A 23,754-nucleotide genomic window follows, 5' to 3' on the forward strand; every position below is an offset into this window, starting at 1 on the left:
CTGGCCGAGCTGATGGAGACGCCGCTGGTGGTCCGCGAGCCCGGATCGGGCACCCGGATCGCGCTGGAGCGCGCCCTCGGCGGACGGCCCACCGCCACGCCCGCGCTGGAGCTGGCCAGCAACGCCGCGGTCCGGGTGGCGGTCATCGCCGGAGCGGCTCCAGCGGTGCTCAGCGAGCACGCGGTGCAGGCCGCGGTGAGCGCCGGCGAACTGCGGGCGGTGATGGTGGACGGCCTGGTCGTCGAGCGTCCGCTGCGGGCGGTCTGGCCGGTGGAACCTCCGTTGTCGGCGCTCGGGCAGCGACTGGTGCAACTCGCGATCGAGTTGGAGCGGGCCCGGAGGACTCCGGCGTCCGGGCCGGCTCTCGACCCTGGCTGGGGAATCTAGAGCGTCCGGAACTGTTCGGCGATCGCCTGCAGCTCGTCGTAGTGCCGACGCCAGCCCTCGGCGTCCAGGTCGGACAGGTTGTCGACGCGCGGCGACAGCCCGGCAGCCCCGTCGATGTATTCGCGAATGATGTCGGCCTGGCCGACGTGCCGCTGGGTCTCGGCGATCACGTGCACCAGTACCTGGTGCAGCGTCACGTCGCCACGTTCGCCCCACCACGGGACGCGACCCGGCGCATCCAGGTCGAGGGCCGCCACTGTCGCCGCGGTGTGCCGGCTGGCGCTGTGATACAGCTCGACGAACTGCTCGCGGGTCTCGTCGGCCGTCGCGTACAGGTCGGCGTTGGCCGGCTGATCCTCGTCGAACCAAGGCAGCGGAATGCCGCACGGCCGTCCCATCACCTCACCGAGATAGCCCAACTCGACGCTGGCCAGGTGTTTCACCAGCCCCAGCAGGTTGGTTCCGGTCGGTGTCATCGGACGCCGCACGTCGTACTCGCTCAGCCCATCCAGCTTCCAGAGCATCGCCTCGCGGCCGCGCTCGAGATAGCTCAACAGCACTTCCTTGGGTTGCATGGGAGCACCTCCTGGTCCCCAGGCTGCCACGTGCCGCCGACAAACTCTCACCGCGCAGGCTTAGAGGTTCCCACCGAGCATGGGTGACCAAAGGAACCGTCCCCGGTGACCGGGAGAACCGTCCCCGGTGACCAAAGGAACCGTCCCCTTGGTCACCGGAAGCCGAAATCGTGTCGTACTGCATTGCAAAACGTTGCCCTGCATCTGTTGTCGAGGGCACCGCGGCTGTCCGTACTCTTTGCGCCATCCGGGACGCCTTGCGCCCCGTCCCCAGTTCAAGGAGGAACACATGAAGATTCTCCGGCTCGCCACAGCCGCGATTGCCGTCTCCGCACTAGGCCTGACCGCCTGTGCGCCGCCGACCGCCGGAGGCGGCGGTCCGACCGCGGACAACACCAGCGGCACCTTGCGCGTCTGGCTGTTCTCGGAGGTCAACCAGGACCCGAAGACCGAGGTCGTCAACGAGGCGATCAAGGAGTTCGAGGCGGCCCACAGCGGCAGCAAGGTCGACGTCCAGTACATCCCGGTGGAGAGCCGGGCCGAGCGGTTCAAGGCAGCGTTCAACGACCCGTCCAGCGCCCCGGACGTTGCCGAGTTCGGCAACACCGACCTGGCCAACTACGTGGCCGCCGGCGGTCTGGGCGACGTCACCGATGTGATCCAGGGCTGGGACGAGGGCAAGGATCTCGACGCCAAGATCCTCGCCACCACCGAGGTGGGCGGTAAGAAGTACGGCATCCCGTGGTTCGTCGGCGTCCGTGCCCTCTACTACCGCACCGACCTGCTCAAGGACGCCGGGCTGAGCGTTCCGACCACCCTGGACGAGGTGGAGAAGGCGGCCCGCACGCTGCGCGAGAAGAACTCCGGCACGCTCGGCATCGCCGTGGGCGGCAAGTCGCAGTTCTCGGCGATGCCCTACCTGTGGGCCTACGGCGGCGAGATCGCCACCGAGAGCGGCGGCAAGTTCACCTCGGCGCTCACCACAGAGGCCTCCCGCAAGGGCGTCACCGCGTACACCAACCTGCTGAAGGCCGACATCTGCCCGCCGCAGACCTGTGCCGAGATGACCGGCGGTGCAGCCGTCACCGCCTTCAACGCCGGTGAGGCCGCGATGACCATCGGTGGCGACTTCAACTACAAGTCGGTGGCCGAGAGCAAGGTCAAGGACAAGTTCGGCGTGGTCGCCCTGCCCGGCACCAAGGCGGGCGAGATCGCCCCGGCATTCGCCGGCGGCAACAACCTGGGCATCTTCAGCAAGACCCAGAACCGGACGCTGTCGGCCGACTTCGTGAAGATCCTGGCCAGCAAGAAGTACCAGGAGAAGATGTTCAAGGCGATGGGCAACCTGCCGACCTTCGGCGACGTCCAGCAGCAGGTGGCGAAGGACAACGCCTACCTGAAGCCGTTCGTCGACACCCTCGCGGCCGGCACCAAGTTCGTCCCGGTCACCGAGCACTGGGCCACCATCGACGCACAGGGCATCTTCACCGGCATGTACCAGAAGGTCGCCTCCGGGCAGGCCACCGTCGAGGTCGCAACCACCGACGCCGCCACGGCGATGGACAAGGTGTTCGGTTCCTGATGACCACCGCAACCCCCACCCTTCCGGTCCAGCAGGGCAAGCGCCCTGCTGGACGGTCGGGGCTGCGTTCCCGTCCGATCGAACCCTGGGTGTATCTGACTCCGGCGTTCCTGGTCATGCTCGGGCTGCTCGGCTACCCGATCTACCAGCTGATCAACATCTCCATGTACGACTACCGGCAGGCCCAGGTGAGCGGCAACGCGCCGCTGGAGTTCCTCGGCCTGGGCAACTACCAGCAGCTGTTCAACGACCCGCAGTTCTGGTCGGTGCTGGCCAACACCGTGGTGTTCGCCGGCGTGCTGGTGGTGGTGACCATCCTGGTCGGCGGTTGTCTGGCGGTGCTGGCAACCAACCTGCGGCCCTGGGTGCGCAACGTCCTGTTCGTGGTGTCGATGGGCGCCTGGGCGACGCCGGCGGTGACCGGTAGCGCCGTCTGGCTGTTCCTGTTCGAGCCGACCGTGGGCCTGGTCAACAAGACCCTGGTCGGCATGGGCCTCAGCCAGTTCGCCGGCTACTCGTGGACCTACGACAAGCTGAGCGCGTTCGGGCTGGTCGCCAGCGAGGTGGTCTGGTGTTCATTCCCATTCGTGATGGTCACCATCTACGCCGGCATCCAGGCGATCCCGACCGAGGTGATCGAGGCGGCCCGGCTCGACGGGGCCACCATGCCGCAGATCGCCCGGCTGATCATGCTGCCGATCCTGCGTCCGATCATGATGATCGTGGTCATCCAGTCGATCATCTGGGACTTCAAGCTGTTCGCCCAGATCTACATCATGACCAACGGCGGCGGCGTCGCGAACCAGAACCAGGTCCTCAACGTGTACGCCTATCAGCAGGCGTTCGCGGCCAGCCTGTACGGGTTGGGCGCCGCCATCGGCGTGATCATGACCATCCTTCTGCTGCTGATCACCCTGATCTACCTGCGGACGATCCGACGCGGAGGGGAGGAACTATGAGCCTCATCGAATCGACCGCTGTGGTGGGTGAGCGCAAGCGGGTCAAGTGGCTGGCCGACACGGTCGGCCTGGTGATCGCCCTGATCGTCGCCTTCCCGCTGTACTGGATGCTGCTGTCGGCGCTGAAGCCGAAGGCCGCGATCGATGCCGGCGATTCCACGCCGTTCACCACCAGCCCGTCGGTGAGTTCGTTCCTGCGGGTGCTCGAGGTGAACGACTTCGCCCGCTACTTCATGAACTCGCTGATCGTCGCCCTGGCCGTGGTGCTGGTCTCAACCATCCTGGCGTTCCTCGCCGCGGTGGCGCTGACCCGCTACCAGTTCAAGCTGCGCACCACCCTGCTGATCACCATCCTGGTGGCGCAGATGGTGCCGATCGAGGCGCTGACCATTCCGATGTTCTTCATGATGCGGCAGGCCGGTCAGGTGATCCCGGCCATCGGCCTGAACCATCTGGGTTCCCTGGTCGTGGTGCATGTCGGTTTCGCGATCCCGTTCGCGGTCTGGATGCTGCGCGGCTTCGTCGCGGCGGTGCCGGTGGAATTGGAGGAGGCGGCCCGGCTGGACGGGGCGTCCGGCTTCACCTTCGTGAGGACCATCCTGTTCCCGCTGGTGGCACCGGGCGTGGTGGCCTGCTCGGTGTTCTCGTTCATCTCCACCTGGAACGACTTCCTGTTCGCCAAGACGTTCATCATCTCGGCACAGGAGAACCAGACGCTGCCGTTGGCGATCCTGACCTTCTTCAAGCCCGACGAGAACGACTGGGGCGCGATCATGGCAGGATCGGTGATCATGACGATCCCCGTGCTGATCTTCTTCATCGCCGTGCAGCGCAAGCTGGTGTCGGGCCTGGCAGGTGCCGTCAAGGGATGAACCACCTGCTCGTACCCGCACCTCTGGAAACGAGTGAACACGGCGGCCCCGGCACCTTGCCCGGGGCCGCCACCTCACTCTGCTACGACCCGCAACTGGCCGGCGCCGCCCGGCTGCTGCGGCAGACCCTGGGCGCGGCCACCGGCTGGGAGCTGCCGACCGCGTCCGGCGACGACGCCGACATCGTGCTGCGCTACGTCGCCGATGTCGCGGACGGGCCGGCCACCGTCCAGCACAACGAGGGTTACCGGCTGGACACCACGTCCGGACGGGTGCAGATCGAGGCGCCCGGCGAACCCGGTGCCTACTACGCCGTCCAGACCCTGCTGCAGCTGCTCGGCGAGCCCGCCTTCCGGCGTGCGCCGGCGTCCGAGCCGAGTTGGACGCTGCCTGCGGTCACCATCACCGACGCGCCGCGCTGTGGCTATCGCGGGGTGATGCTGGACGTGGCCCGGCACTTCATTCCGAAGAACGACCTGCTGGTGATGATCGAGGCGCTGGCGGCGCACAAGCTGAACGTGTTGCACCTGCACCTGACCGACGACCAGGGCTGGCGGATCGAGATCCGCCGCTACCCCGGGCTGACCCGGCGAGGAGCCTGGCGCTCCCGCAGCGCCCGCGGCGATTGGCGGGCCGGGCACTACGACGAGACCCCGCACGGCGGCTTCTACACCCAGGGCGATCTGCGCGAGATCGTGGCCTTCGCCGCCCAGCGGCACGTCACGATCATTCCCGAGATCGACGTGCCGGGCCATAGCCAGTCCGCGATCGCCGCCTACCCCTGGCTGGCGGGGTTGCCCGACGACGCAGCCCCCGACGTCTGGGACCGCTGGGGCGTCAATGACCTGGTCATCGACCCGTCGCCGGAAACCATCGACTTCTACCGCAACGTGCTGGACGAGGTGCTTCAGCTGTTCCCGGCGCCGTGGGTCGGGCTCGGCGGCGACGAGGTGCCGCTGACCCAGTGGGAGGCCAGCCCGGCCGCCCGGCAGCGGGCCGCCGACCTGGGTCTGCCCGACGTGGGCGGGCTGCACTTCTGGTTCCTGGACGCGCTGGCCGACCACCTGCGGGCGCACGGACGGCGTCCGGCGTTCTGGGACGAGGCGGCCGAGGGCGACCTCGATCGCGGCGCACTGATCCACTGCTGGCGGGAGTACTCGCGCGGGCTGGAAGCACTCGCCAAGGGGTTCGACGTGGTGATGTGCCCCGAGCGGCACCTCTACTTCGACTACGCCCAGTCGGATTCGCCCGACGAGCCGATCCCGGTGGGCCGGGTCACCACACTGGAGTCGGTGTACGACTTCGACCCGATCCCCAGTGGACTGGACGACGCCCTGCCGGGCCGGTTGCTGGGTGCCCAGGGCAATCTGTGGACCGAGCACCTGGACAGTCCGCGACGGGTCCAGTACGCGGCCTTTCCAAGGCTGTGCGCATTGGCCGAGAACCTCTGGTCGCCGGCCGAGACCCGCGACTACGCCGATTTCGCCCGCCGCCTGGAGACCGCGCACTTCGCCCGGCTGTCGGCGATGGGGCTGGAGTACCGACCGCTGTCCGGTCCGCTGCCCTGGCAGAAACGCCCCGGGGTGGCCGGCACGCTGCACCTGGTCGAGGGGCCGGCCGGCCTGGTCGCGAGCGACCTGCCATGACTGAGCGGCCGACGAAGACCCGCTCCGGCGTGGCCGAACGCTCACCGGCCGAGCGCAATTCGTCGGCATCGCTGCGCAAGGCACTGCTGTTGCTGCGTGCCGTGGCCCGGCACGGGCTGAACGGGCCATGGCTGACCCTGGCCGAGCTCAGCGAGCTGACCGGGGTGAACAAGAGCACCGTGCTGCGCCTGGTGACCCCGTTGCTGGAGGAGAACCTGCTGGAACGGGACGCCGAATCCGGCCGGTTCCGGCTCGGCTACGGCTGCCTGCACCTCGGTCAGGCATACCTGCGGGAGATCGACCTGCGCACGGTGGCCCGTCCGGAGTTGCGGCAGCTGACCCGGACCACCCAGTTCACCTGTCACCTGGTGGTGCTCAGCGGCACCAACGTGGTCTACGTCGACAAGGTGGAGAACGAGTCGACGGTGCGGATGGCGTCCCGGATCGGCGCGAGCGTACCGGCCTACTGCACGGCGGTCGGCAAGGCGATCCTGGCGCACTCGGCCGAAGAGGTGGTCGCGGCGGTGCTCGCCGAGCCGCTGCTGCCGGTCACCGAACGGACGATCACCGCCCCCGACGACCTGCGCCGCGAACTGCAGGCGATCCGGCGCCGCGGGTACTCGATCGACGATCGCGAGAACGAGCCGGAGGTGCGTTGTGTCGCGGCACCGATCTTCGGCGTCGACGAGCGGGTGGTGGGCGCGATGAGTGTGTCGGCGCTGGCCTCGCGAATGACGCCGGCCAAGGTCCGCGAGATCGGGCCGATGGCGGCCCAGGCCGCACAGCGGGTGTCAGTCCGGATGGGCTCGCTGGCCGGCGTCGGCTCGCCCGAGCCCGACGGCGTGGCCGAGTAGCCGGCACCCGCGCGCGGACGGCGGGTGGCTCGCTGGGCGGTGTCTCGCGGACGCGGCCAGTCGCTGCGGGCACGTCCGCCACTAGCCACAATGGCGGGAGACCGCGCCGGCCGGTCGACCCCTGACAAGACCTGACGAGTGAGGCATTCGATGCAGAAGACGATCGCGATCATCGGCGGCGGTCACAACGCCCTCACCGCGGCGGCCTACCTGGCCCGCGCGGGCGCGTCCGTGACCCTGCTGGAGCGGCTGGACCACGTCGGCGGCGCGGCCCTGTCGGCACCCGCGTTCCCCGGCGTCGACGCCCGGCTGTCCCGCTACGCCTACCTGGTCAGCCTGATGCCGAAGCAGGTGATCGACGACCTGGGCATTCCGTTGCGACTGGCCCGGCGGCGCTACTCGTCCTACACCCCGGTGCCCGGCACCGACCGCGGCCTGTTGATCGACAACGGTGACCTGGCGGCCACCCGCGCTTCGTTCGCGTCGATCGGCGCGGCCGCCGACGTCGACGGTTTCGCGTCCGTCTATGACCGGACGGGGGTCGCAGCGCGTGCCCTGTTCCCCACCCTGACCGACCCGCTGCCCACTCAGGCGCAGGCGAAAGAGCTTGTCGGAGCGGACTGGTCGGCGTTGATCGAGCGGCCGATCGCTGAGCTGATCGAGAGCTCGGTCGCCGACGACCTGGTCCGCGGCGTGATCGCCACCGACGGCCTGATCGGCACCTACGCGTCGATGAACGACGCCTCGCTGGAACAGAACCGCTGCTTCCTCTATCACGTGATCGGCGGCGGCACCGGCGACTGGGACGTCCCGATCGGCGGCATGGGCGTGGTCAGCACCAGTCTGGAGGGGACGGCCCGCGCTGCCGGCGCCAGGATCATCACCGGCGCCGAGGTGACCGCCCTGACTCCGGACGGCGAGGTCACCTGGCGTGAGGGCGACGACGAGCATCGCCTGACGGCGGATCTGGTGCTCTGCGGCGCCGCGCCGTCCGTGCTGTCACGGCTGCTCGGCGAGACTTCCGAGCGGGTCGAGGGAGCGCAGGTGAAGGTCAACATGCTGCTCACCCGGCTGCCCCGGCTCCGTCAGGAGCTGCCGTCGGAGGCGGCGTTCGGCGGCACCTTCCACATCAACGAGTCGATGACCCAGCTCGAGGCGGCATTCTCCGCCGCCGGGGCCGGGCGCATTCCCGATCCGCTGCCGGCCGAGATCTACTGCCATTCGCTGGCCGACCCGAGCATTCTCGGCCCCGAACTGCAGGCCAAGGGCTGGCAGACCCTGACCCTGTTCGGCCTGCACCTACCCGACCGGCTGGTCGATCAGTACGGCAACGACGAGCTACGCGGGTTGCTGCGGACCGCCGTGCTGAGCACCCTGGAATCGGTGCTGGCCGAACCGGTCGAGCCGCTGCTGGCCCACGACGGCAACGGCGAGCTGTGCCTTGAAGTGAAGACCACCCGCGACATCGAGGACGCCCTGGCGATGCCCGGCGGCAACATCTTCCACGGCGGGCTGTCCTGGCCCTGGGCCGACGCTGATGACCCGCTGGACACCCCCGCCCGGCGCTGGGGTGTGGACTCGGGTCACGACGGCATCCTGCTCTGCGGCGCCGGCGCCCGCCGCGGCGGCGGGGTCAGCGGTGTCGGCGGCCACAACGCCGCCAGGGCCGCGATCGAGATGCTCGGGCTGTAGCGGCCCGCCCTGTCGAACCGTCCTGCTCGTCATCCCGGGCTCCGACCCGGGATCTCAAGACCCGGGTCTCGACAAGCTCGACCAACGGCGGCCGTCCTCGGAATGCCTCAACGTCCACCGAACTCGCGGACCTGCTTCACCACGAAGCGTCCGTCGGCGAGCACCTTGATCTCCAGATCGAGCGAGCGTGGCTTGGTGTTGTCCGACGTCACCTGGGAGCAGGGGCCCGGGTAGTAGCCGGGTTTGGCTCGGCAGTAGGCGCGTTCGATCGTCCGCACCAGGTCGACCAGCGCGGTGAGTTGGTCGCTGGCCAGCACCGGCGTCGTCCGCGCCGGCCCGGACGCCGTGGGCTTGGCGAAGCGGGTCACGGTGAAGCTGATCGGCTCGGTGTCGGCGAGGAAGGCGGCGATGGTCAGCTCGCTGTGGGTGTCCGGGTCGGGGTTGGTGACCAGGTTGTTGCCCTGCTGGATCGACAGCGAGTAGCCGTAGACCGCGTCGGTGTTGAGCACCCGGGTGACCACGACGGCGTTGGCCACCACGTCGGCCTCGCTGTCGTAGGCGGGCACCAGCGCCAGCCCCATCGCGACGCTGCGCTGATCGATCCGGGCGAACGAGCGCTCCTCGACGGCCCGCTTGTTCCACAGGCTGGCGTAGACGCCCTTGAGTGCGCAGCCGAGCGCCCGCGGGTCGACCTTCCGCTTGCTCTCGCCTCCGTCGTCTTGTTCCTCTTTCACGATGCAGACCTGGCCGGGGAGGTCCTTGACCTTGGTCTTCACCGAGTAGCTGTCGTGTAGCCCGGCGCCGTCGAAGCCCGGAATGTCCTCGGCGTTGGCCGACGACCGCACCTTCAGCTTCTTCACCCCGAGGCCGTCCACCCGGGCCCGAATCGTCTCCAGCTGTCGTGGCGGAAACTCGGCGGCCAGGAACGCGTCCTGCACGGCGGCGACCAGGTCACGCAGTTCGCGCGGAGCGAGGTCGCCGGCAGCCTCCCGGCCGATCAGAACGTCGAGGGCCTCCCGCAACCCCACATTCGGCGGATGGGCGACCAGGTCGGCGTACCACTGGAACGGCACGCCGAAGCCCTGCGGGGTGAGGTCGTAGCCGAGCCGGGCACTCGGCGTCCCGGCCTGATCGGCGCGTCCGAGCACCTGGCGATGGGCGAGGAACCCCAGGTTGGCTGCTTTGGACCCGTAGCGGGGTGCGGCGGCCAGCGTGCCGGCGGCGCTCCCCTGCCCGATCTCGTCGTAGCTGCGCAGGTCGGTTTCCGGCTCCCAGCCGATCTGCACCACCGGACGATCCAGCCGCTCGGCCAGCTTGGCGGCGACAACCTCGGCGGTGGTCGGCTCGATCGCGAAGTCATCGCCACGGACGACGTAGTGCACCGGGGTGTCGGCGAACGGAGCGAGCCGTGGATGCTGCGGACCGGCGTCGCGGAGCACCGCGTTGGGTGTGTTGCGCTCCTTCGACTTCAGGTTGACGTGCGAGTTGGTGTCCTGGACGGCCCGGGTCAGCACCCCGGCGACCACCGACAGGTCCAGCGGCAACTGGTCGAGCACCACGATGTCGGTGGGCCGCAGCTCGTCCGGGTCGGCGGGGAAGATCCGCAGCCAGCCCCACGCCTCGGCCTGGTTGAGCGGAATGTAGGTGACCGAGCCGAGGATGTCGTCCAGGGTGAGCACCTCGATGCCGGCGCCCGCCAGATCGGACGCCACTCGCGCCGTGGTCTGCTGGGTGCCGGTCTGGACGAAGGCCAGCGCCATGCCGGGCAGGTCGATCTGCCCGGCGATCTCGAGGACGGCGTCGCGCAGGTCCTCCTCGGCGATGACGTCCTGCGGATAGAACTGAATGCCGAGCACGGCTGGCCGGCCGGTCAAGCTGTAGCTGTGCAGGACACCGGCGACGTAGCGCTTCGGGCCTGGAGTGAAATAGGTGAGCCGGTTGAACTCGTCCAGGCCTTCGGGGATCTGGAAGATTTCACGTCCGAACAGGTAGTGGTACTTGGCGGCGTCCGGGGTGCTGCCGTTGCGGGTGAAGTTGCCGTTCACGAAGGCGACGTGTGGAGCATCCGGCTCCCGCCGGTCGACGAAGACCTTCGCCAGGCGTCCGTTCGCGACGAGATCGGCAGCCGGTTGCGAGATGGCCTGGAAGAGTTCCGGTGAGTCGATCCGGGGTAGCGACAACCCCAGCGCCGCGGGCTCGGCAGCGGGCTCCACCGGCGGACCGGCCAACCGGTGCAGTCGTGCCGGCGGCGGCACGACGATCTCGGGTGGCGTAGTCAGGCGAGGCAGGAATCCGTACACGACGCGCTCCTTCGGGGTGTGCAGGTCACCCTAGTCAGCGACTATCGACATCGAGTCGGCACTATTCCGAGCGCGCCCACTTCGGGATCTCGCCGTAGCGCTGCGGTCTGATCAGCCGGCCGGCGGCCGAGTCGGCGATCAACTCGGCAAGCCGCTTCTGCCGGGTGACTTCGGTCTTCGCCTGCATCACCCAGCCGACGCAGACCCGTCGGTAGGACGCCGTCGCCCGCTCGTAGAAGAACGCCACCGCCGCCGGATCGGCTCGCAGGGCCGCCTCGTAGTCATCGGGCAGGGCGAGTTCACCGCCGCGTTCGTAGCTGTAAGGGGCCTGATCGGGACGCCGGCGGTCGAACGCCGCGACGCCCGGTGGCCGCATCTTCCCGGCCGCCGTCAACTCGCCGACCAGGGCGATGTTCACCTGGCTCCAGTTGCTGCCCGGTTTGCGCGGCGTCCAGCGCTGCCGGACGGTGTCCTCGTCCAGCCGATGCATCGAGGAGTCGATCCAGCCCCAGCACAACGCGACCGGGACGGCATCCGGCCAGGTCAGCCCACGATCGGCGGCGTGCTTCTTGAACAGCCCCATCCACAACTCAGTCTCGCGGTCGTGGTTCTCGGCCAGCCAGGCGTCGAAGGCGTCCGGGCCGGAGAAGAACCGGGCCGGACGATCGTCGGTTCCACCGATCCAGGTCGCCATCCCGACATCATGACAGCCGCCTCCGACAAACTTCCGGTACGAGGGGACGGTTCTTTTCGTCCCAATTGGTGACCGTGGGAACCGTCCCCGGTGACCGTCGGAACCGTCCCCGGTGACCGTGGGAACCGTCCCCGGTGACCGTGGGGACGGTTCTTTTGGTCACCCGAGCAGGGTCTCGACAAGCTCGACCAGCGGAGGCCGGGCCGCGACTCAGTTTCGGGTGAGCGCACCGACCAGCCGGGACAGCACGCTCTCGAAGCGTGCCTCGGGGTCGGCGAACATCAGCCGTCCGGCCTGCGCCATCAACGGATGGTCCTCGGCACCGAGCCGGGCGTCGCGTTCGGCAAGGTCGTAGCTGTGCGGATCGGCCTCCCGGGCCTGCCGGACGCCCTGCTCCTCCGCCGTCCAGCCGATAGTGAAGTGCATCACGATCTGCCAGGTGTCCAGGACGTCCTCGAGGCTCCGGCCGGCCTCCACCAGCGCCGCCAGCGGTCGTTCCTGCACCTGGATCAGGCTGACGTCGGTGAGCCGCCGGCCGGCGAACACCGTGGCCCCGTCGCGGTGCGCGAGCATGGTCGAACGCAATGACCGAGCGGCTTCGGTGAGCCCTCGCCCGATGTCCTGATCGGGCTCCTGGAACAGCGGGACGGTCGCCGTGCGCCACATGCTGGTGCCCATCTCGTCGAGCAGATCCGCCTTGTCCGAGACGTGCCAGTACAGCGCCGCCGCCTGGACGCCGAGCCGCCCCGCCACCCGGCGCATGGTGAGTCCGTCGAGGCCGTGCTCATCGAGTACCTCGAACGCCGCCGCCACGATCTGCTCGCGGGTCAATCCGCGTCCGACACCGCCCGCCTTGATCATTGAACAATGTTAAGCGATACTGGCGAGGTAAGCATTTAACATCGTTCAATGGAGGTTGCAATGCGTGCAGCAGTCGTCACCGCTCCCGGTGAGGCCCCGGTCGCCGGCACGTTCGCCGAACCCGAGCTCGCTCCCGGCGCCGAACTCGTCGAGATCGTCGCGGCCGGCATCCATCCGGTAGTCCGCAGCCTGGTCTCCGGACGCCACTACGGCTCGACCGACAGTTGGCCGAAGATCCCCGGGGTGGACGCGGTCGCCCGGCGTTCCGACGGCACCCTGTGCTACACCGGCTTCACCACCGATCCCTACGGCACCTTCGCCGAGCGGGCCGCCGTCCGGCTCACCCTGCCGGTGCCCGACCAGGCCGACCCGGTGGCCCTGGCCGCCGGAATGAACCCAGGAATGTCGTCCTGGCTACCGCTCACCAGCTACCTCACGAACCCCGAGCAGGCGTCCGTGCTGGTGCTGGGCGCCACCGGTAGCGCCGGCCGGCTCGCCGTTCAGAACTGCCGGGCGCTGGGCGTCACGCGGGTACTGGCCGCCGGCCGCAATCCGGACGCCCTGGCGCGGACAGCCGCACTCGGTAACTGCGCCACCGTCTCGCTGGACGCCGACGCGCTCGGCGATGCGGTCGCCGAGTACCAGCCCGATCTGGTGTTGGACTTCCTCTGGGGTCCGGTCGCCGAGGTGGCGCTGACCGCGCTGGGCACCCGCGGACTCGCTAACGTCGCCCACCCGGTGACCTACGTCGAGATCGGCGCAGCAGCCGGTGCCACTGCGTCGGTACCTGCAGCGGTGCTGCGCAGCCGGTCGGTGACCCTGCGCGGCAGCGGGGCCGGTTCGGTCACCCACGACGTGCTGGCCACGGCCGCGGCGAGCTACGCCGAGCTGATCGCCTCGGGCGCCGTCCAGGTCGACGCCGTCGGCTATCCGTTGGACGACATCGCCACTGCCTGGGCGGACACCCGCACCGACCACCGCGCCGTCATCGTGTTCTGAGTCACCTCGTCATCCCGGGCTCCGCCCCGGGATCTCGGGACCGGGCAGTCAAGCCGGTGCCGAGATCCCGGCGTCCGCCGGGATGACGAGAAGGCCGGGATGACGAGAAGCCAACGGCGGAAGACGCCATGATGGTCCGATGATTCGCGCCGTCGTCTTCGATTTGGGGCAGGTGCTCGCCTCACCGCCCGACATCCACTCCCATCCGGCCGGCCTGCTCGGGGTCACCACCGACGACTTCGCCGCCGGCTACTGGGAGGGGCGCCGCGACTACGACGAGGGCGCACCGGACGAGGCCTACTGGGGACCGTTCCTGACCCGGCTCGGATTGCCGGCCTCCACCGACAACGTGGAACTGCTGGCCACCACCGACGCCACGATCTGGACCCGGATCCGGCCCTCGGCCGAGCAGTTGATCGCCGACACCAAGGCGTCCGGACGGCTCACCGGCCTGCTCTCCAACGCACCTCGGGTGCTCGGCGACGCGATCGAGGCGGCACCCTGGCGCCGGCACTTCGACCGGGTCTATGTGTCGGCGTTGATCGGGGTAGCCAAGCCGCGGCGGGAGATCTACGACCATGCCGCCGCCGACCTGGGGGTGGCGGCGTCCGAGATCGCCTTTGTCGACGACCGCCCCGAGAACGTCGAAGGCGCACTGGAGGCCGGATGGCGCGCGCACCTGTGGGTCGACGACGCCGACACCCGGAACTGGCTGATCGACTGCGGCGTGCTCTAACCCCCTCGTTGGTCGAGCTTGTCGAGACCAGAACTTAGGCTTCCGACAAGCTCGACTGGCGGCGGCAGCTACCCCGTCACTTACGGCTCTGCGACGGGAGCGGGGTCGGTGCCGGAACCGACGCGGTCGGCGACCTGCTGGGGGTCGGCCCGTCGACCGCTTCCTTCGGCGGCACGCACAGCGTCGCGGCACGACCGTGGCCGCTGATGAAGATCAGCGGTCGCTGGAGCACGGCGTGGCAGGCCTCGAAGGTCAGCTTGTGGCTACCTGTGGCGGTGAAGATGCCGTTTCCCTGGCAGCCCGCGTAGCGCACCACGACGTCCGACCCGAGCGACGGGACGGAGCCGTCCTGCAGCCGGACCAGGACGGCGGTGTCGCCGACCACCTCGCAGGACGTATCGTCCGGACCGCTGCCCTTGGGTGCCTTCGCGAGCGCTGCCCTCACCTGCCGGGCGTTGTAGTCCAGATCGTCGTCGTTGTCCGCCAGCGCCTTCGAAGCCACCAGTTGCCCGGGCGTGCTCGCGAGGTCGTACTGGCACAGCGTGACCGGCACCGACGCCTTGCCCGCCACCGACGAGTTCACCACCTTGGGATCCAGGGCGCTCCGGGCGGGGCAGCCGTTCGGATCGATCGCGCCAATGGGCCGGACGGACGCGATGATCTGGTCGGCCACCGTGGCGTAGGCATCGGTGTGCACGACCTCGACCACATAGCCGTCCACCTCTTCACTGGTGGTCGCCGTCCAGCCCTGTGGCAGGTCCCAGCCGCGATCGGTGGCGGTCACCTGACGCACTGTCACGAAGGTTTGCAGATCTTTCGCGGGCAGGTTCCGCGGACAGCCGACGGCCCTGACCGGCAACAGCTCGGGGGCAAGCGCCACGAATGGCTCGGAAGGCCGCTGGGGTCGCCCTGCGCACCAGGCCGTCCCCAGGGCGAAGTCGTAACCCCAGCGGTCCGGCACCTGGTAGCTGAGCACCCGGTACGACTCCCAGCGCCACCCGGGCCTGGATGCCAGTGCCGACGCCGTCGGCTCCGCATCGCTGGGTGTGCTCTCGGGCGCGGCGGCCGGCACGGCCGAACTCGGCGAGCTGCCCGAGAACCGGCTGATCGCCAGCGGGATCGCCACGGCCGCGACCAGCACGACCGCGGCCGCCACCGGTAGCCAGCGCGGCAATCCACTCCGGGAGGCCACGGTCTTGGGAAGTTCCAAGGGCTGGAAGTCGGGCTCGTCGGCGTGCTGCTGCAGCGCGTCCCGGAAGGCCCGCTCAGCCCGGTCGCCCCGATCCTCGTCGGGCGTGTTGCGCTCAGTCATCGGTGTCGTCCTCGATCAGTTGGGTGCGCAGCCGGGTCAGGGCCCGGTGCACGTGGGAGCGGGCGGTTGCCTCGGCACAGCCGAGGATCGACGCGATCTCGGCGTACTCCAGGTCGTCGTAGAAGCGCAGCGCGACCGCGGCCCGTTGCAGCGGCGGCAGGCTTTCGCACAGCTGCCAGGCGAGTTCGGCGTCCGTGACGTCGCCGGCATGGTCGGGGGTGACGGCATGCAGTTCGTCGCTCACCTGCTCACGGCCGGTGCGGCGCCAGCGGCTGATGCTCGCGTTGACGATGCTGCGCTTGACGTAGGCGTCCACGTCGCCGGCGCCGCTCACCCGCGTCCATCGTGGATACAGGCCGAGCAGCGCGTCCTGCACCAGGTCGCGTGCGTCCTCGGCGTTGCGGGTGATCAGGTAGGCGAAGCGCTGCAGCGCCACCGACCGGGTGGCGACGTAGTCCTCGAACCGACTCACGGTCACCGGCGCCTCCTGTACAAGCGTCATACCCTGCACACACGCGGCAACGGGGCGCCGCGTTGCAGCACCGGGCATGATCGTTGTCATTCAATCCCACCGCGGGCTACCGAGAGGGGCACCATGCTGCTGACCGAGGACATCCTGCTGCTCGGCACCGACGACACCAGCGGCCGCAAACTGGCCCGCTACACCGACCTGCTGGTGGCCGGCGGACTGCTCAGCGACCTGGCGCTCGCCGGCAACGTCCGCACCACCGAACCGGGTGAGTCGGTGCGGAAGAACCGTGTCGTCGCCGTCCCGGACGCCGCCTGGCCGGCCGATTCCCTGCTCGCCGAGGCACTCACCGTGATCAGCGGCAAACCGAACTGGTACCTGTCCACGCTGGTCGAACGGCTGAGCCGCAAACTGGTCGATCACAAGGCTGTCGACGCGGTCTACGAACGTCTCGCCCAGGCCGAACTGGTCAGCCGGACGCCGCATCGCGTGCTCGGTTTGGTGCCGACCACCCGCTGGGTGAGCGTAGACGGACGCTACGAGGCAACCCTGTACGAACAGCTCGACGCGGTGTTCCTGTTCGGCGCGACACCCGACGCGCACGTGGCGTCCCTGGCCGCGCTGCTGACCGGCTCGGGCCTGGTCACGTCCGTGATCGACCGGGGTCGGGGCGTCGACAAGCGGGCGGTGAAGCGCCGCGGCAAGGAGTTGCTCAAGCAATACTGGCCGGCCCAGGCGATGGAACGCGCCTTCCAGGGCCGGGACGCCGCAGCCGCCGGCTGATCTCGATCGCTCGCCGACCGGTTTCGGTTCGAGGGGGGTTCGACGTGCGGTTAATCAACAGGATCCGCGGCGACGGCCAAGTCTCTCGATCCGTCCCAGTCGGCGAGATGGACGGCCTGGCTACCCAGGCCGCCCACGTCGTTGGTCAGACCGGACGCCAGCCGGTCGTTCCCACATCAGTTGTGAGCGGCAACCTCTTCGTCGGCCGCGTACACCTCGGCCTTGGTCTTCTTGTAGGTGAACCACACCAGAAGGCCGACCACCGGTATGAGTGCCAGTGCGATCCATTGCCCGCTGAAGATCTGGACCAGCCAGAACCGGAGCGGGTTACCACCGTCCAGGAAGCCGGACACCTGGCTCGCGCCGCTCAAGTCGAATTTGACCGCGGTGGCCATATTCGTGATGACCGGCGCGATGGCGGTGGCGATCAACAGGTTGCCGATGAGGATCGGGATACTAATCAGCAGGGCGCGGAACACATTCGCCCGGCAGGCCAGCACGATCATGGAGGCGAAGACGGCCAGGTTGGCCAGGTCGCCCAGTGGCAGCACACCGTTGCCGGGGACGATGAACGCCAGCACCAGCGAGATCGGCACCAGCAGCAGGCCGGTTGCGATGACCGCGGACTCGCCGACCGCGACGGCGATGTCGAGGCCGATGTAGAGATCAGGGCGATCCGGGAAGCGCTTGGACAGCCAGCCCTTGACCGAACTCGACAGCGGCAGCAGGCCCTCCATCAGGATGGCGACCATCTTGGGCAAGATGAACATGACGGCACCCAGGTTGATACCCAGGGTGAGCACCCCTTGGACGTCGTAGCCCGCCGCGATGCCGAGCAGCACTCCGAGAATCGTGCCAATCATCATCGGTTCACCGAACACACCGAGCCTGCGCTGGATCGTTTCCGGCTTGATCGTGATGTTCCTCAGGCCGGGAATCCGATCGATCACCCAGTTGAAGAACAACCCGACGGGGAAGAAGACCGCCGACGACAGGGTGGGCAGCGAGATTCCCTCCAACCCGAAGGTCTTGGACACCATCGGCGCCGACCAGTCGGCGATCTTCAGAATGATGACGGCCACCACTGCGGCACCGAGCAGCCCCAGGAAGAAATTCCCGGTCGCGTAGTAGACCAGGGTTCCGGCCAGTGCGAAGTGCCAGTAGTTCCAGATGTCCACATCGAGCGTCTTCGTCCACCGCAGTGAGATCAGGCCGATGTTGATCACCAGGGTCAACGGGATCACGAAGGGCGCGATCGGCCCGCCCCAGGTGATCGCTGCCAGTGGCGGCCAGCCGAGATCGACGATGGAGAGATCAACGCCGATGCGGTCAACCATCGCCTTCGCGGCCCCCGCAATGTTCTCGGTGAGGATCGAGAAGATCGCGTAGACGCCGACGAAACCGATGCCGACGAGCAGCGCCGATTTCAGCGCTTGAGCCGGCGGCGTCCTGAAGATGAGGCCGACCAGAAAGAGCATGATCGGCAGCATGACAGTCGGCCCGAACCCGAGGAAATACTGGACCGCGTCGTAAAGAGATTGCGTGAAGTCTCCCATTTCTGATCAGCCCTGCATGATTTCCTTGATCTTGGCGAGGAGAGCTTCCTCGCCAACCCCGGTGATCAGCGGGAGACCGCGCAGCGTCGGCACACCCAACTCGTAGGGAATCTTGGTGGTGGCGATCACCAGGTCGGCGCCCTGGGCACGGCTCTGCACCGCAGCGACGTTGGTCTGCTCGGCATCGCATTCGATGCCGTTCTCCTTGAGGAAGCGCGTCACTCGCTCTGCCACCTCGGTGGAGGTGGCGACACCCGTTGCACAAACGAACAGGATCTTCTTCTTGTTGGCCATATCTGTTTCCTTTACTTGTTCTGCGAGTTCTTGCTGAACTCGTCGACGATGGCGGCGTGAATGCTGGGCGCGGACGAATTACTGAGGCCGCCGAGGAATTCCGCGTCCTGAATGAGGCGAATGAGCGAACCCAGCACGTTCATGTGCCCGGTGCCCGGCGCGATGGCCAGCAGGAAGATCACCGATACTGGGGTGACCTCGTCGTCACCGGCCCCCATCACGCCAAAGTCGACGGGACGGCTCAGGACGCCGACCGCCATGGCGCTGGCGTGCACGTGCTCGGGGTCGGTGTGTGGGATGGCGACACCCACCGGCTCGGTGGGCAGGCCCGTTGGGAACGTCGCCTCGCGGGCCATGATGTGTGTCAGGAAGTCGGGGGCCACCAGTTCCGCCTCGATAAGGCGTTGGCTGAGCGGACGGATCGCCTCCATGGAGGTCGCCGCATCAATTGCGATGATCACCTGGCCGGGTTCGAAGATCAGGCTCTGCCCGCCGATCGTGATCATGAGGCCAGCCCCGTCGCGAACCGGCGGGCCTTCGCCCCGGCCTCCGGATTCGCGGCTTCGAGTGCACCGATCCGGCCGCACAATCGTGCTCTGACTACGCCCATGTTTCCTTCTCTCTTTCGATGTCTCGGGCTCCCAACTCCGTCAGGAGTTGGAGGGTCTGCTGATGGGCGTGCCGGTCCGACGGCGCGTCGAGCCCGATGGCCACGAGCCGGCGCAGGACGCTCTCGATCCGGCCCTCGCCGAGGGCAGCGACGCTCGGCGCGATCAGGAAGACCAGCAGGCACACCTCGGCATCGCCCCATTCCGTCGGGTCGCATCGCGTGGCCAGCACCCCGGATGAGCGCGCGGCGTCCCCGACGAGGTGCGGCAGCGCGGTTCCCCGCCCCACGTATGTGGAACCGTCGGCTTCGCGTTCTCGGATGAGGTCGGCGGCCGCCGGGACATCGGTGATCATGCCGACCTCAGCCAGGGCGGTCAGGGAGCGCCCCACCGGGTCACCCGAGCCACGGGTGTCGAAGGTCCACAACTGCTCGCTCATGACGGCACCCAGCCAACCTTCGCCGCGTTGGCGATCAGGATGTCGACATCGAGCGGCGTAAGGAGCGAGTTCACCACGGCCGTCGGGATCGGCAGGCCGTCGAGCGGAATGGTGGAGATCACCAAGTCGATATCCGAGGCCGAGTTGATCCGCGCGACCACGCGCTCCAGGTCGCGGACCCCGACGAGTTCGACGATGTGCCAGTCGGGGAACCTGCGCTCGATCCGGCTGCGCAGGAACAGGGCCGTCCCGCGGCCGGTCGAGCACACCACGACGACCCGGAGCTGCCACCGGGCGCGATCGAGGGCCTGCTGGAAGTAGAGCACCAGGTACGCCGCCTCCGACTCGCTCGAGCGGTTGAGCCCGCGGTCGGCCTCGAGCCCGCCCAGGCTGGCGACCACCAGAGCCAGCAGGTCGGGGAACTGGTGGCGGACGTCGTCCAAGATCGGATTGCGGATCTGGACGCCGTGCGCCGTCCGGAACAGCATGGGCTTGACGTGCAGCACCAGCTTGTCCAGGAGCTTCCGGTCGTCCGTCAACGGGAGCCCCAGGGCCGTCGATACTCTGCCGATCAACTCCGCGGTGAACTGCAGTGCGTCGTCGGCCGGCACGTCCCCCTCGAGGTCCGCGCCCACGGCTTCATCGGGCCTGGAGTCAGATCCCTGGAGGAACGCGTAGACGTGGCTGGCCTCCCAGTGCGGAATCGCCAGGTCGAGTGCGGACTCAAGGTGGCGGAGCAGGTCGACGGCAGCGGCGGCGAGCGCCCGATCGTGCATGGACGCACGCCTCGCCCGCTCGTCCAGCAATGAATCCGCAGGCTCACCATTGTTGCTGGCCTGCCGTATTCGCTCGACCACGATCAGCAGATGGGTGACCAGGTTGATGTAGTAGGGATTCTCGAGATGGAGCGAATAATCCTCCTCGACCGCGCCGACCGCTTCCGCAATTCGATCGAGATCCGATTCGCCGAAGATTCCCTGGCTGCGCAGGAATTCCAATTCGCTGCCCACCTCGTCCGGCATCGCGTCGTCGCGCACGATGAGCGGCACCATGACATCGGCGATGGCGTCGCGAATATCGCTCTCGACCCCGACCAGCCTGGTTCCCTTGCTGTCGGCAGTCAGCGCCAGGCGCTTCTCGGCCGCCAATCGGGCGACGTGGGTCAGGTCTTTCTGGATTGAGGACGTCCCCACGTGGAACGCTTCGGAGAACTCCAGCACGGAGCGTGGCTGGGGAGCGGAGACCAGCAGCATCAGCAGGATCGAACGGCGACGGGCCTCGAGGGAGAGCCCACGACTCCCCTTGCCCTTCGCGATCCGCTCGGCCTCTGCAGTGAAGGCCGCATAGTCGATCCTGATTCCCTTGCCGGGGGCGTTGACCACCACGGGAGCAACGGCGTTGATCGCCGCAATATCGCGATAAATGGTGCGCACGGAAACGCCGAGTCGAGTCGCGAGTTCGCCTGCCGTCACATAATCGCGAGCTGACAGCAGGTGATTCAGCGTGCTCTTTTGGCGCCCGTTCACATCCACGTGATGAAAACCCCCTACTCAATCGAGGCTAGTGATCTCCCAGAGATGAGTGAATGCCAAGTTGTGTCCACAACTACTGACACATTGCGGCTTTCCGATGCCCACGACGCCGCCGCGAAGAGCGGTCATAAAAGGGTTCGTCGGCGCACTCGTTCCTCGGGCGCTCGAACCGCTCCCGTTGTGGCCCGGCGGTGAGCCCGCCAGCGCCTACCAGTCCAGGGCCTGTATCCGCCGCATGGTTCGACGGGCGTCCTCGTACCACTCATCAATGCGGCGACGACGATCTCCGTCGGGCGTCACCGTCCAGGGTTCGCTGGTCTCCCACTCGCTATGCTCGCCCGAGACCAGCGCCTGCGCACCGCGGGAGACCACTTCGGGGAAAGTGGAGACGCTGAGCTCGACATCAAGGACGTCCGCCTTGAGTTGGAGCCAGAGTGCGTTCCGGCTGGCCGGGCCGATCACCTTCACGCCACTCACCGGTAGGCCGAACAGGTCGAGCACCTTGCGGAACTGGATGGCCTGACCGAGGAAGCAGCCAAATACCACGTCCTCGACGCCAGTGTCGGTCGACAGCCCGGCAATCAGGCCACGCGCATCATGGGACTTCTCCGGCGGTGGGCTGCCCCGGAACTGTGGGACCACCACGGGCACAGCGGACGGGTCGATGTCGCCGGCCAGGTATCGCCGGGCAAGGTCATCGGTGAGCGCAGCCAGCGCGTCCGCAGACATGCCGAGCATGCGCTGGAGGCCCTCGAACGCGGCCCCGCCGGTCGGGATCGAGGCGAACAGGGTGAAGTCGTCGCCCCCGCATCCCCTGCCGTTGGCGAGCTTGGTCTGTGCGGTCGCCTCGCCCAACGACGGACGCTCGACCAGTAGCAGCAGACCCTCGGTCGTTCCGGTCGAGTTCAGCAGCTCACCGTGCTGCAGGTCAGCACCCACCCCGCCCACGATGTGGTCGTGCCCGACGACATGCACCTCAACGGTCGCAGGCAGTCCCAGTGCTGCTGCTTGGTGGGCCGCGATCGGACGCCCGTCGGCAGCCGGGTGCAGATCGGGAAAAAGGCTGGTGTCAATGCCCACCAATCCACAGACCTCCGCCGACCAGGCCAATTCGATCAGGTCGAGGGCCATCGTCCGGCTGGCCAGCGAGTGCTCGGCCCAGCGCTCACCGGTCAGCGTGGCGGCCAGGTACTCCGATATGTTGAGCCAACAGGCATCTCCCCCGCTACGCCCGGCGGCCTCAACCGCCCAGGCCGCCTTCGACAGGCCGTAGTTGGGATTCACCGGCAGGCCGGTCACCCGGTAGATCCCGGCCCGCTCGGCCGCCGTCAGCCGGTTGAGCCACGGGGCGCCGCGCTGATCGTGCCACAGGATCATCGGAGATCGCAGGCTGAGATCTGAGGCCACCAGGCCGCCCGACTCCCCGACCCCACAGAACGCCACTTTTGCAAGCGTGCGGCGCTCATCCGCACTCAGACTCCCGAAGAAGGCCGAGATCAACGACGCCAGTGCGTCGAGGTCGTAGACCGGGCCCCAGGCATCCCGGCTGCTCGGCGTCGGCACCGCTTCGGCCCGAACGAGCCGGCCAGCAGCGTCGAACAGGCAGAACTTCACCCGGGTCGTTCCGATGTCGATCGTTGCGGTCGGTTTCACTCATCCTCCTCGAACGGGCATGCCTGATGTGGTGTAAATCGGGTGAAGGAGCCGGCTCAGGCGCCCAGCCGCGGGTTGAAGTGTCGGATGCGCCGCTCGACCACGTCGGCGATCGCCGCGACCGCCTGGGTCGACACCCGAATCAGGGAATGCTCGTTCGGATTGGCCACATAGGCTTCACCGAAGGATCGGATCATCGCGTTGCGCAGGTCGCTGGCGATGTTCACCTTGACCACGTTGAACTCGTGGAAGCGCCCGAACTGCTCGACCGGCAGGCCCGAGCCTCCGTGGATGACCAGAGGCACGGAACTGGCCTCCTTGACCTTGCCCAACAGGTCGAAATCCACCCGGGCGTTCGGTGCATAGCCGTGGACGTTACCCACCGACACGGCGAGCATGTCGCACCCGACGGCTTGGACGAACGCCGGCACCTCGTTGGGGTCGGTCGTGGCGGCGAACTCGGGACCGATCTCATCCTCCTTGCCTCCGATGCTGCCCAGTTCCGCCTCCAGTGCGTACTCGGTCGGGGTCAAGGCGCGAGCCTGCTGGGTCAGAGCAACGTTCTTGTCGAACGGATGCTCCGCGCCGTCGAGCATCACCGAGGTGAAGCCGGCCGCCAACGAGTCCTTCACGTCATCGAGCGTGCGGCCATGGTCGAGGTGCAGCGCGACTGGCACGTCCACGTCCTTGAGCCGCCGGCTCACCATGTCGTGGATGTACTCGAACCCAGACAACGTGATGTTCGTCGGCGCCACCTGCACGAACGTGGGCACGCGGGTGGCCTCGACGGCGCGCACGATACCCATCGTTGTTTCGAGGTTCGTGGTGTTGAACGCCCCCGCCACTAGGCCCTTCGAAAGGCACTCGTCGATAACTCGAAGTCCCGAAACCAGTCCCATTTAGATCGTCCTCTCAGTCGAATGTCGGCGACACGGCGTGGAACACCCACGG

General features: G+C 68.0%; 23 protein-coding genes. 10 read left to right on the plus strand and 13 right to left on the minus strand.

The annotated features are described in order from the left end of the window. Positions 1 to 387, plus strand: a 387-nt coding sequence (locus QM624_RS00005) for a LysR substrate-binding domain-containing protein (RefSeq protein WP_415088012.1), incomplete at its 5' end; no start/stop codon positions are given. On the opposite strand, the gene QM624_RS00010 is transcribed toward QM624_RS00005, so the two are convergent. Further along, positions 384 to 962, minus strand: a complete 579-nt coding sequence (locus QM624_RS00010) for a DinB family protein (RefSeq protein ID WP_415088014.1) — start codon at positions 960 to 962, stop codon at positions 384 to 386. The genes QM624_RS00005 and QM624_RS00010 overlap by 4 nt on opposite strands. 289 nt (positions 963 to 1,251) lie before the next feature. Here QM624_RS00010 and QM624_RS00015 point away from each other — a divergent pair, with 289 nt between their 5' ends. The 6 genes from QM624_RS00015 to QM624_RS00040 all read left to right on the plus strand — a co-directional run bounded on the left by QM624_RS00015 (position 1,252) and on the right by QM624_RS00040 (position 8,567). Further along, the gene (locus tag QM624_RS00015) at positions 1,252 to 2,544 is read left to right on the plus strand and encodes an extracellular solute-binding protein (protein WP_415088015.1); all 1,293 of its coding nucleotides are present in this window, start codon (positions 1,252 to 1,254) and stop codon (positions 2,542 to 2,544) included. After that, entirely contained in the window at positions 2,544 to 3,503 is a 960-nt protein-coding gene (locus QM624_RS00020) for a carbohydrate ABC transporter permease (RefSeq protein ID WP_415088016.1), read from the plus strand. The genes QM624_RS00015 and QM624_RS00020 overlap by 1 nt, the downstream gene beginning before the upstream one ends. Next, complete coding sequence (locus QM624_RS00025; protein ID WP_415088017.1) at positions 3,500 to 4,375, plus strand: carbohydrate ABC transporter permease; 876 nt, start codon at positions 3,500 to 3,502, stop codon at positions 4,373 to 4,375. The genes QM624_RS00020 and QM624_RS00025 overlap by 4 nt, the downstream gene beginning before the upstream one ends. Beyond that, positions 4,372 to 6,021 (plus strand): beta-N-acetylhexosaminidase, encoded by a 1,650-nt coding sequence (locus tag QM624_RS00030; RefSeq protein WP_415088018.1) that lies wholly within the window; start codon positions 4,372 to 4,374, stop codon positions 6,019 to 6,021. The genes QM624_RS00025 and QM624_RS00030 overlap by 4 nt, the downstream gene beginning before the upstream one ends. Next, positions 6,018 to 6,875: an IclR family transcriptional regulator gene (locus QM624_RS00035; RefSeq protein WP_415088019.1), complete on the plus strand. Its 858-nt coding sequence runs from the start codon at positions 6,018 to 6,020 to the stop codon at positions 6,873 to 6,875. Before QM624_RS00030 ends, QM624_RS00035 begins: the two co-directional genes overlap by 4 nt. A gap of 150 nt (positions 6,876 to 7,025) precedes the next feature. Continuing rightward, positions 7,026 to 8,567 carry a phytoene desaturase family protein gene (locus QM624_RS00040; protein ID WP_415088020.1) on the plus strand — a complete coding sequence of 514 codons (1,542 nt, stop codon included), beginning with the start codon at positions 7,026 to 7,028 and terminating at the stop codon, positions 8,565 to 8,567. Positions 8,568 to 8,674: 107 nt separating this feature from the next. Here QM624_RS00040 and QM624_RS00045 read toward each other — a convergent pair whose 3' ends face one another. From QM624_RS00045 to QM624_RS00055, 3 genes are all read right to left on the minus strand, one after another. Beyond that, a complete protein-coding gene (locus QM624_RS00045; protein WP_415088021.1) occupies positions 8,675 to 10,867 on the minus strand; it encodes a PEP/pyruvate-binding domain-containing protein in 2,193 nt (730 codons plus the stop codon). 61 nt (positions 10,868 to 10,928) lie between these two features. Further along, on the minus strand, positions 10,929 to 11,561 hold the full coding sequence (locus QM624_RS00050) for a YdeI/OmpD-associated family protein (RefSeq protein WP_415088022.1): 633 nt from the start codon (positions 11,559 to 11,561) through the stop codon (positions 10,929 to 10,931). Between the two features lie 210 nt (positions 11,562 to 11,771). Next, complete coding sequence (locus QM624_RS00055) at positions 11,772 to 12,422, minus strand: TetR/AcrR family transcriptional regulator C-terminal domain-containing protein (RefSeq protein WP_415088023.1); 651 nt, start codon at positions 12,420 to 12,422, stop codon at positions 11,772 to 11,774. 60 nt (positions 12,423 to 12,482) lie between these two features. On the opposite strand from QM624_RS00055, the gene QM624_RS00060 reads away from it, so the two are divergent. Next, on the plus strand, positions 12,483 to 13,421 hold the full coding sequence (locus QM624_RS00060) for a zinc-binding alcohol dehydrogenase family protein (RefSeq protein ID WP_415088024.1): 939 nt from the start codon (positions 12,483 to 12,485) through the stop codon (positions 13,419 to 13,421). A 139-nt stretch (positions 13,422 to 13,560) separates the two neighbouring features. Further along, complete coding sequence (locus QM624_RS00065) at positions 13,561 to 14,157, plus strand: HAD family hydrolase (protein ID WP_415088025.1); 597 nt, start codon at positions 13,561 to 13,563, stop codon at positions 14,155 to 14,157. Positions 14,158 to 14,233: 76 nt separating this feature from the next. Here QM624_RS00065 and QM624_RS00070 read toward each other — a convergent pair whose 3' ends face one another. Both QM624_RS00070 and QM624_RS00075 read right to left on the minus strand, forming a co-directional pair. Further along, positions 14,234 to 15,469, minus strand: coding sequence for a hypothetical protein (locus tag QM624_RS00070; RefSeq protein ID WP_415088026.1), 1,236 nt, complete (start codon positions 15,467 to 15,469; stop codon positions 14,234 to 14,236). After that, complete coding sequence (locus tag QM624_RS00075) at positions 15,462 to 15,947, minus strand: SigE family RNA polymerase sigma factor (RefSeq protein ID WP_415088028.1); 486 nt, start codon at positions 15,945 to 15,947, stop codon at positions 15,462 to 15,464. Before QM624_RS00075 ends, QM624_RS00070 begins: the two co-directional genes overlap by 8 nt. A gap of 117 nt (positions 15,948 to 16,064) precedes the next feature. Between QM624_RS00075 and QM624_RS00080 the strand changes: the two genes are divergently transcribed. Continuing rightward, a complete protein-coding gene (locus QM624_RS00080; protein WP_415088029.1) occupies positions 16,065 to 16,721 on the plus strand; it encodes a GOLPH3/VPS74 family protein in 657 nt (218 codons plus the stop codon). Between the two features lie 176 nt (positions 16,722 to 16,897). Here the strand turns inward: QM624_RS00080 and QM624_RS00085 are convergent, their stop codons facing one another. From QM624_RS00085 to QM624_RS00115, 7 genes are all read right to left on the minus strand, one after another. Further along, the gene (locus tag QM624_RS00085; RefSeq protein WP_415088030.1) at positions 16,898 to 18,277 is read right to left on the minus strand and encodes a PTS galactitol transporter subunit IIC; all 1,380 of its coding nucleotides are present in this window, start codon (positions 18,275 to 18,277) and stop codon (positions 16,898 to 16,900) included. 6 nt (positions 18,278 to 18,283) lie between these two features. Beyond that, on the minus strand, positions 18,284 to 18,571 hold the full coding sequence (locus QM624_RS00090) for a PTS sugar transporter subunit IIB (protein WP_415088031.1): 288 nt from the start codon (positions 18,569 to 18,571) through the stop codon (positions 18,284 to 18,286). An 11-nt stretch (positions 18,572 to 18,582) separates the two neighbouring features. After that, positions 18,583 to 19,077, minus strand: a complete 495-nt coding sequence (locus QM624_RS00095; protein WP_415088033.1) for a PTS sugar transporter subunit IIA — start codon at positions 19,075 to 19,077, stop codon at positions 18,583 to 18,585. Positions 19,078 to 19,171: 94 nt separating this feature from the next. After that, positions 19,172 to 19,618 (minus strand): PTS sugar transporter subunit IIA, encoded by a 447-nt coding sequence (locus tag QM624_RS00100; protein ID WP_415088034.1) that lies wholly within the window; start codon positions 19,616 to 19,618, stop codon positions 19,172 to 19,174. Beyond that, positions 19,615 to 21,150, minus strand: coding sequence for a BglG family transcription antiterminator (locus QM624_RS00105; RefSeq protein WP_415088035.1), 1,536 nt, complete (start codon positions 21,148 to 21,150; stop codon positions 19,615 to 19,617). Before QM624_RS00105 ends, QM624_RS00100 begins: the two co-directional genes overlap by 4 nt. Before the next feature lie 207 nt (positions 21,151 to 21,357). Further along, entirely contained in the window at positions 21,358 to 22,803 is a 1,446-nt protein-coding gene (locus tag QM624_RS00110) for an FGGY-family carbohydrate kinase (protein ID WP_415088036.1), read from the minus strand. A 56-nt stretch (positions 22,804 to 22,859) separates the two neighbouring features. Then, a complete protein-coding gene (locus tag QM624_RS00115) occupies positions 22,860 to 23,702 on the minus strand; it encodes a class II fructose-bisphosphate aldolase (RefSeq protein WP_415088037.1) in 843 nt (280 codons plus the stop codon). Between the last annotated feature and the right edge of the window lie 52 nt (positions 23,703 to 23,754).

This window comes from Micropruina sp. (genome assembly GCF_047606365.1).
GTDB lineage: Bacteria > Actinomycetota > Actinomycetes > Propionibacteriales > Propionibacteriaceae > Micropruina.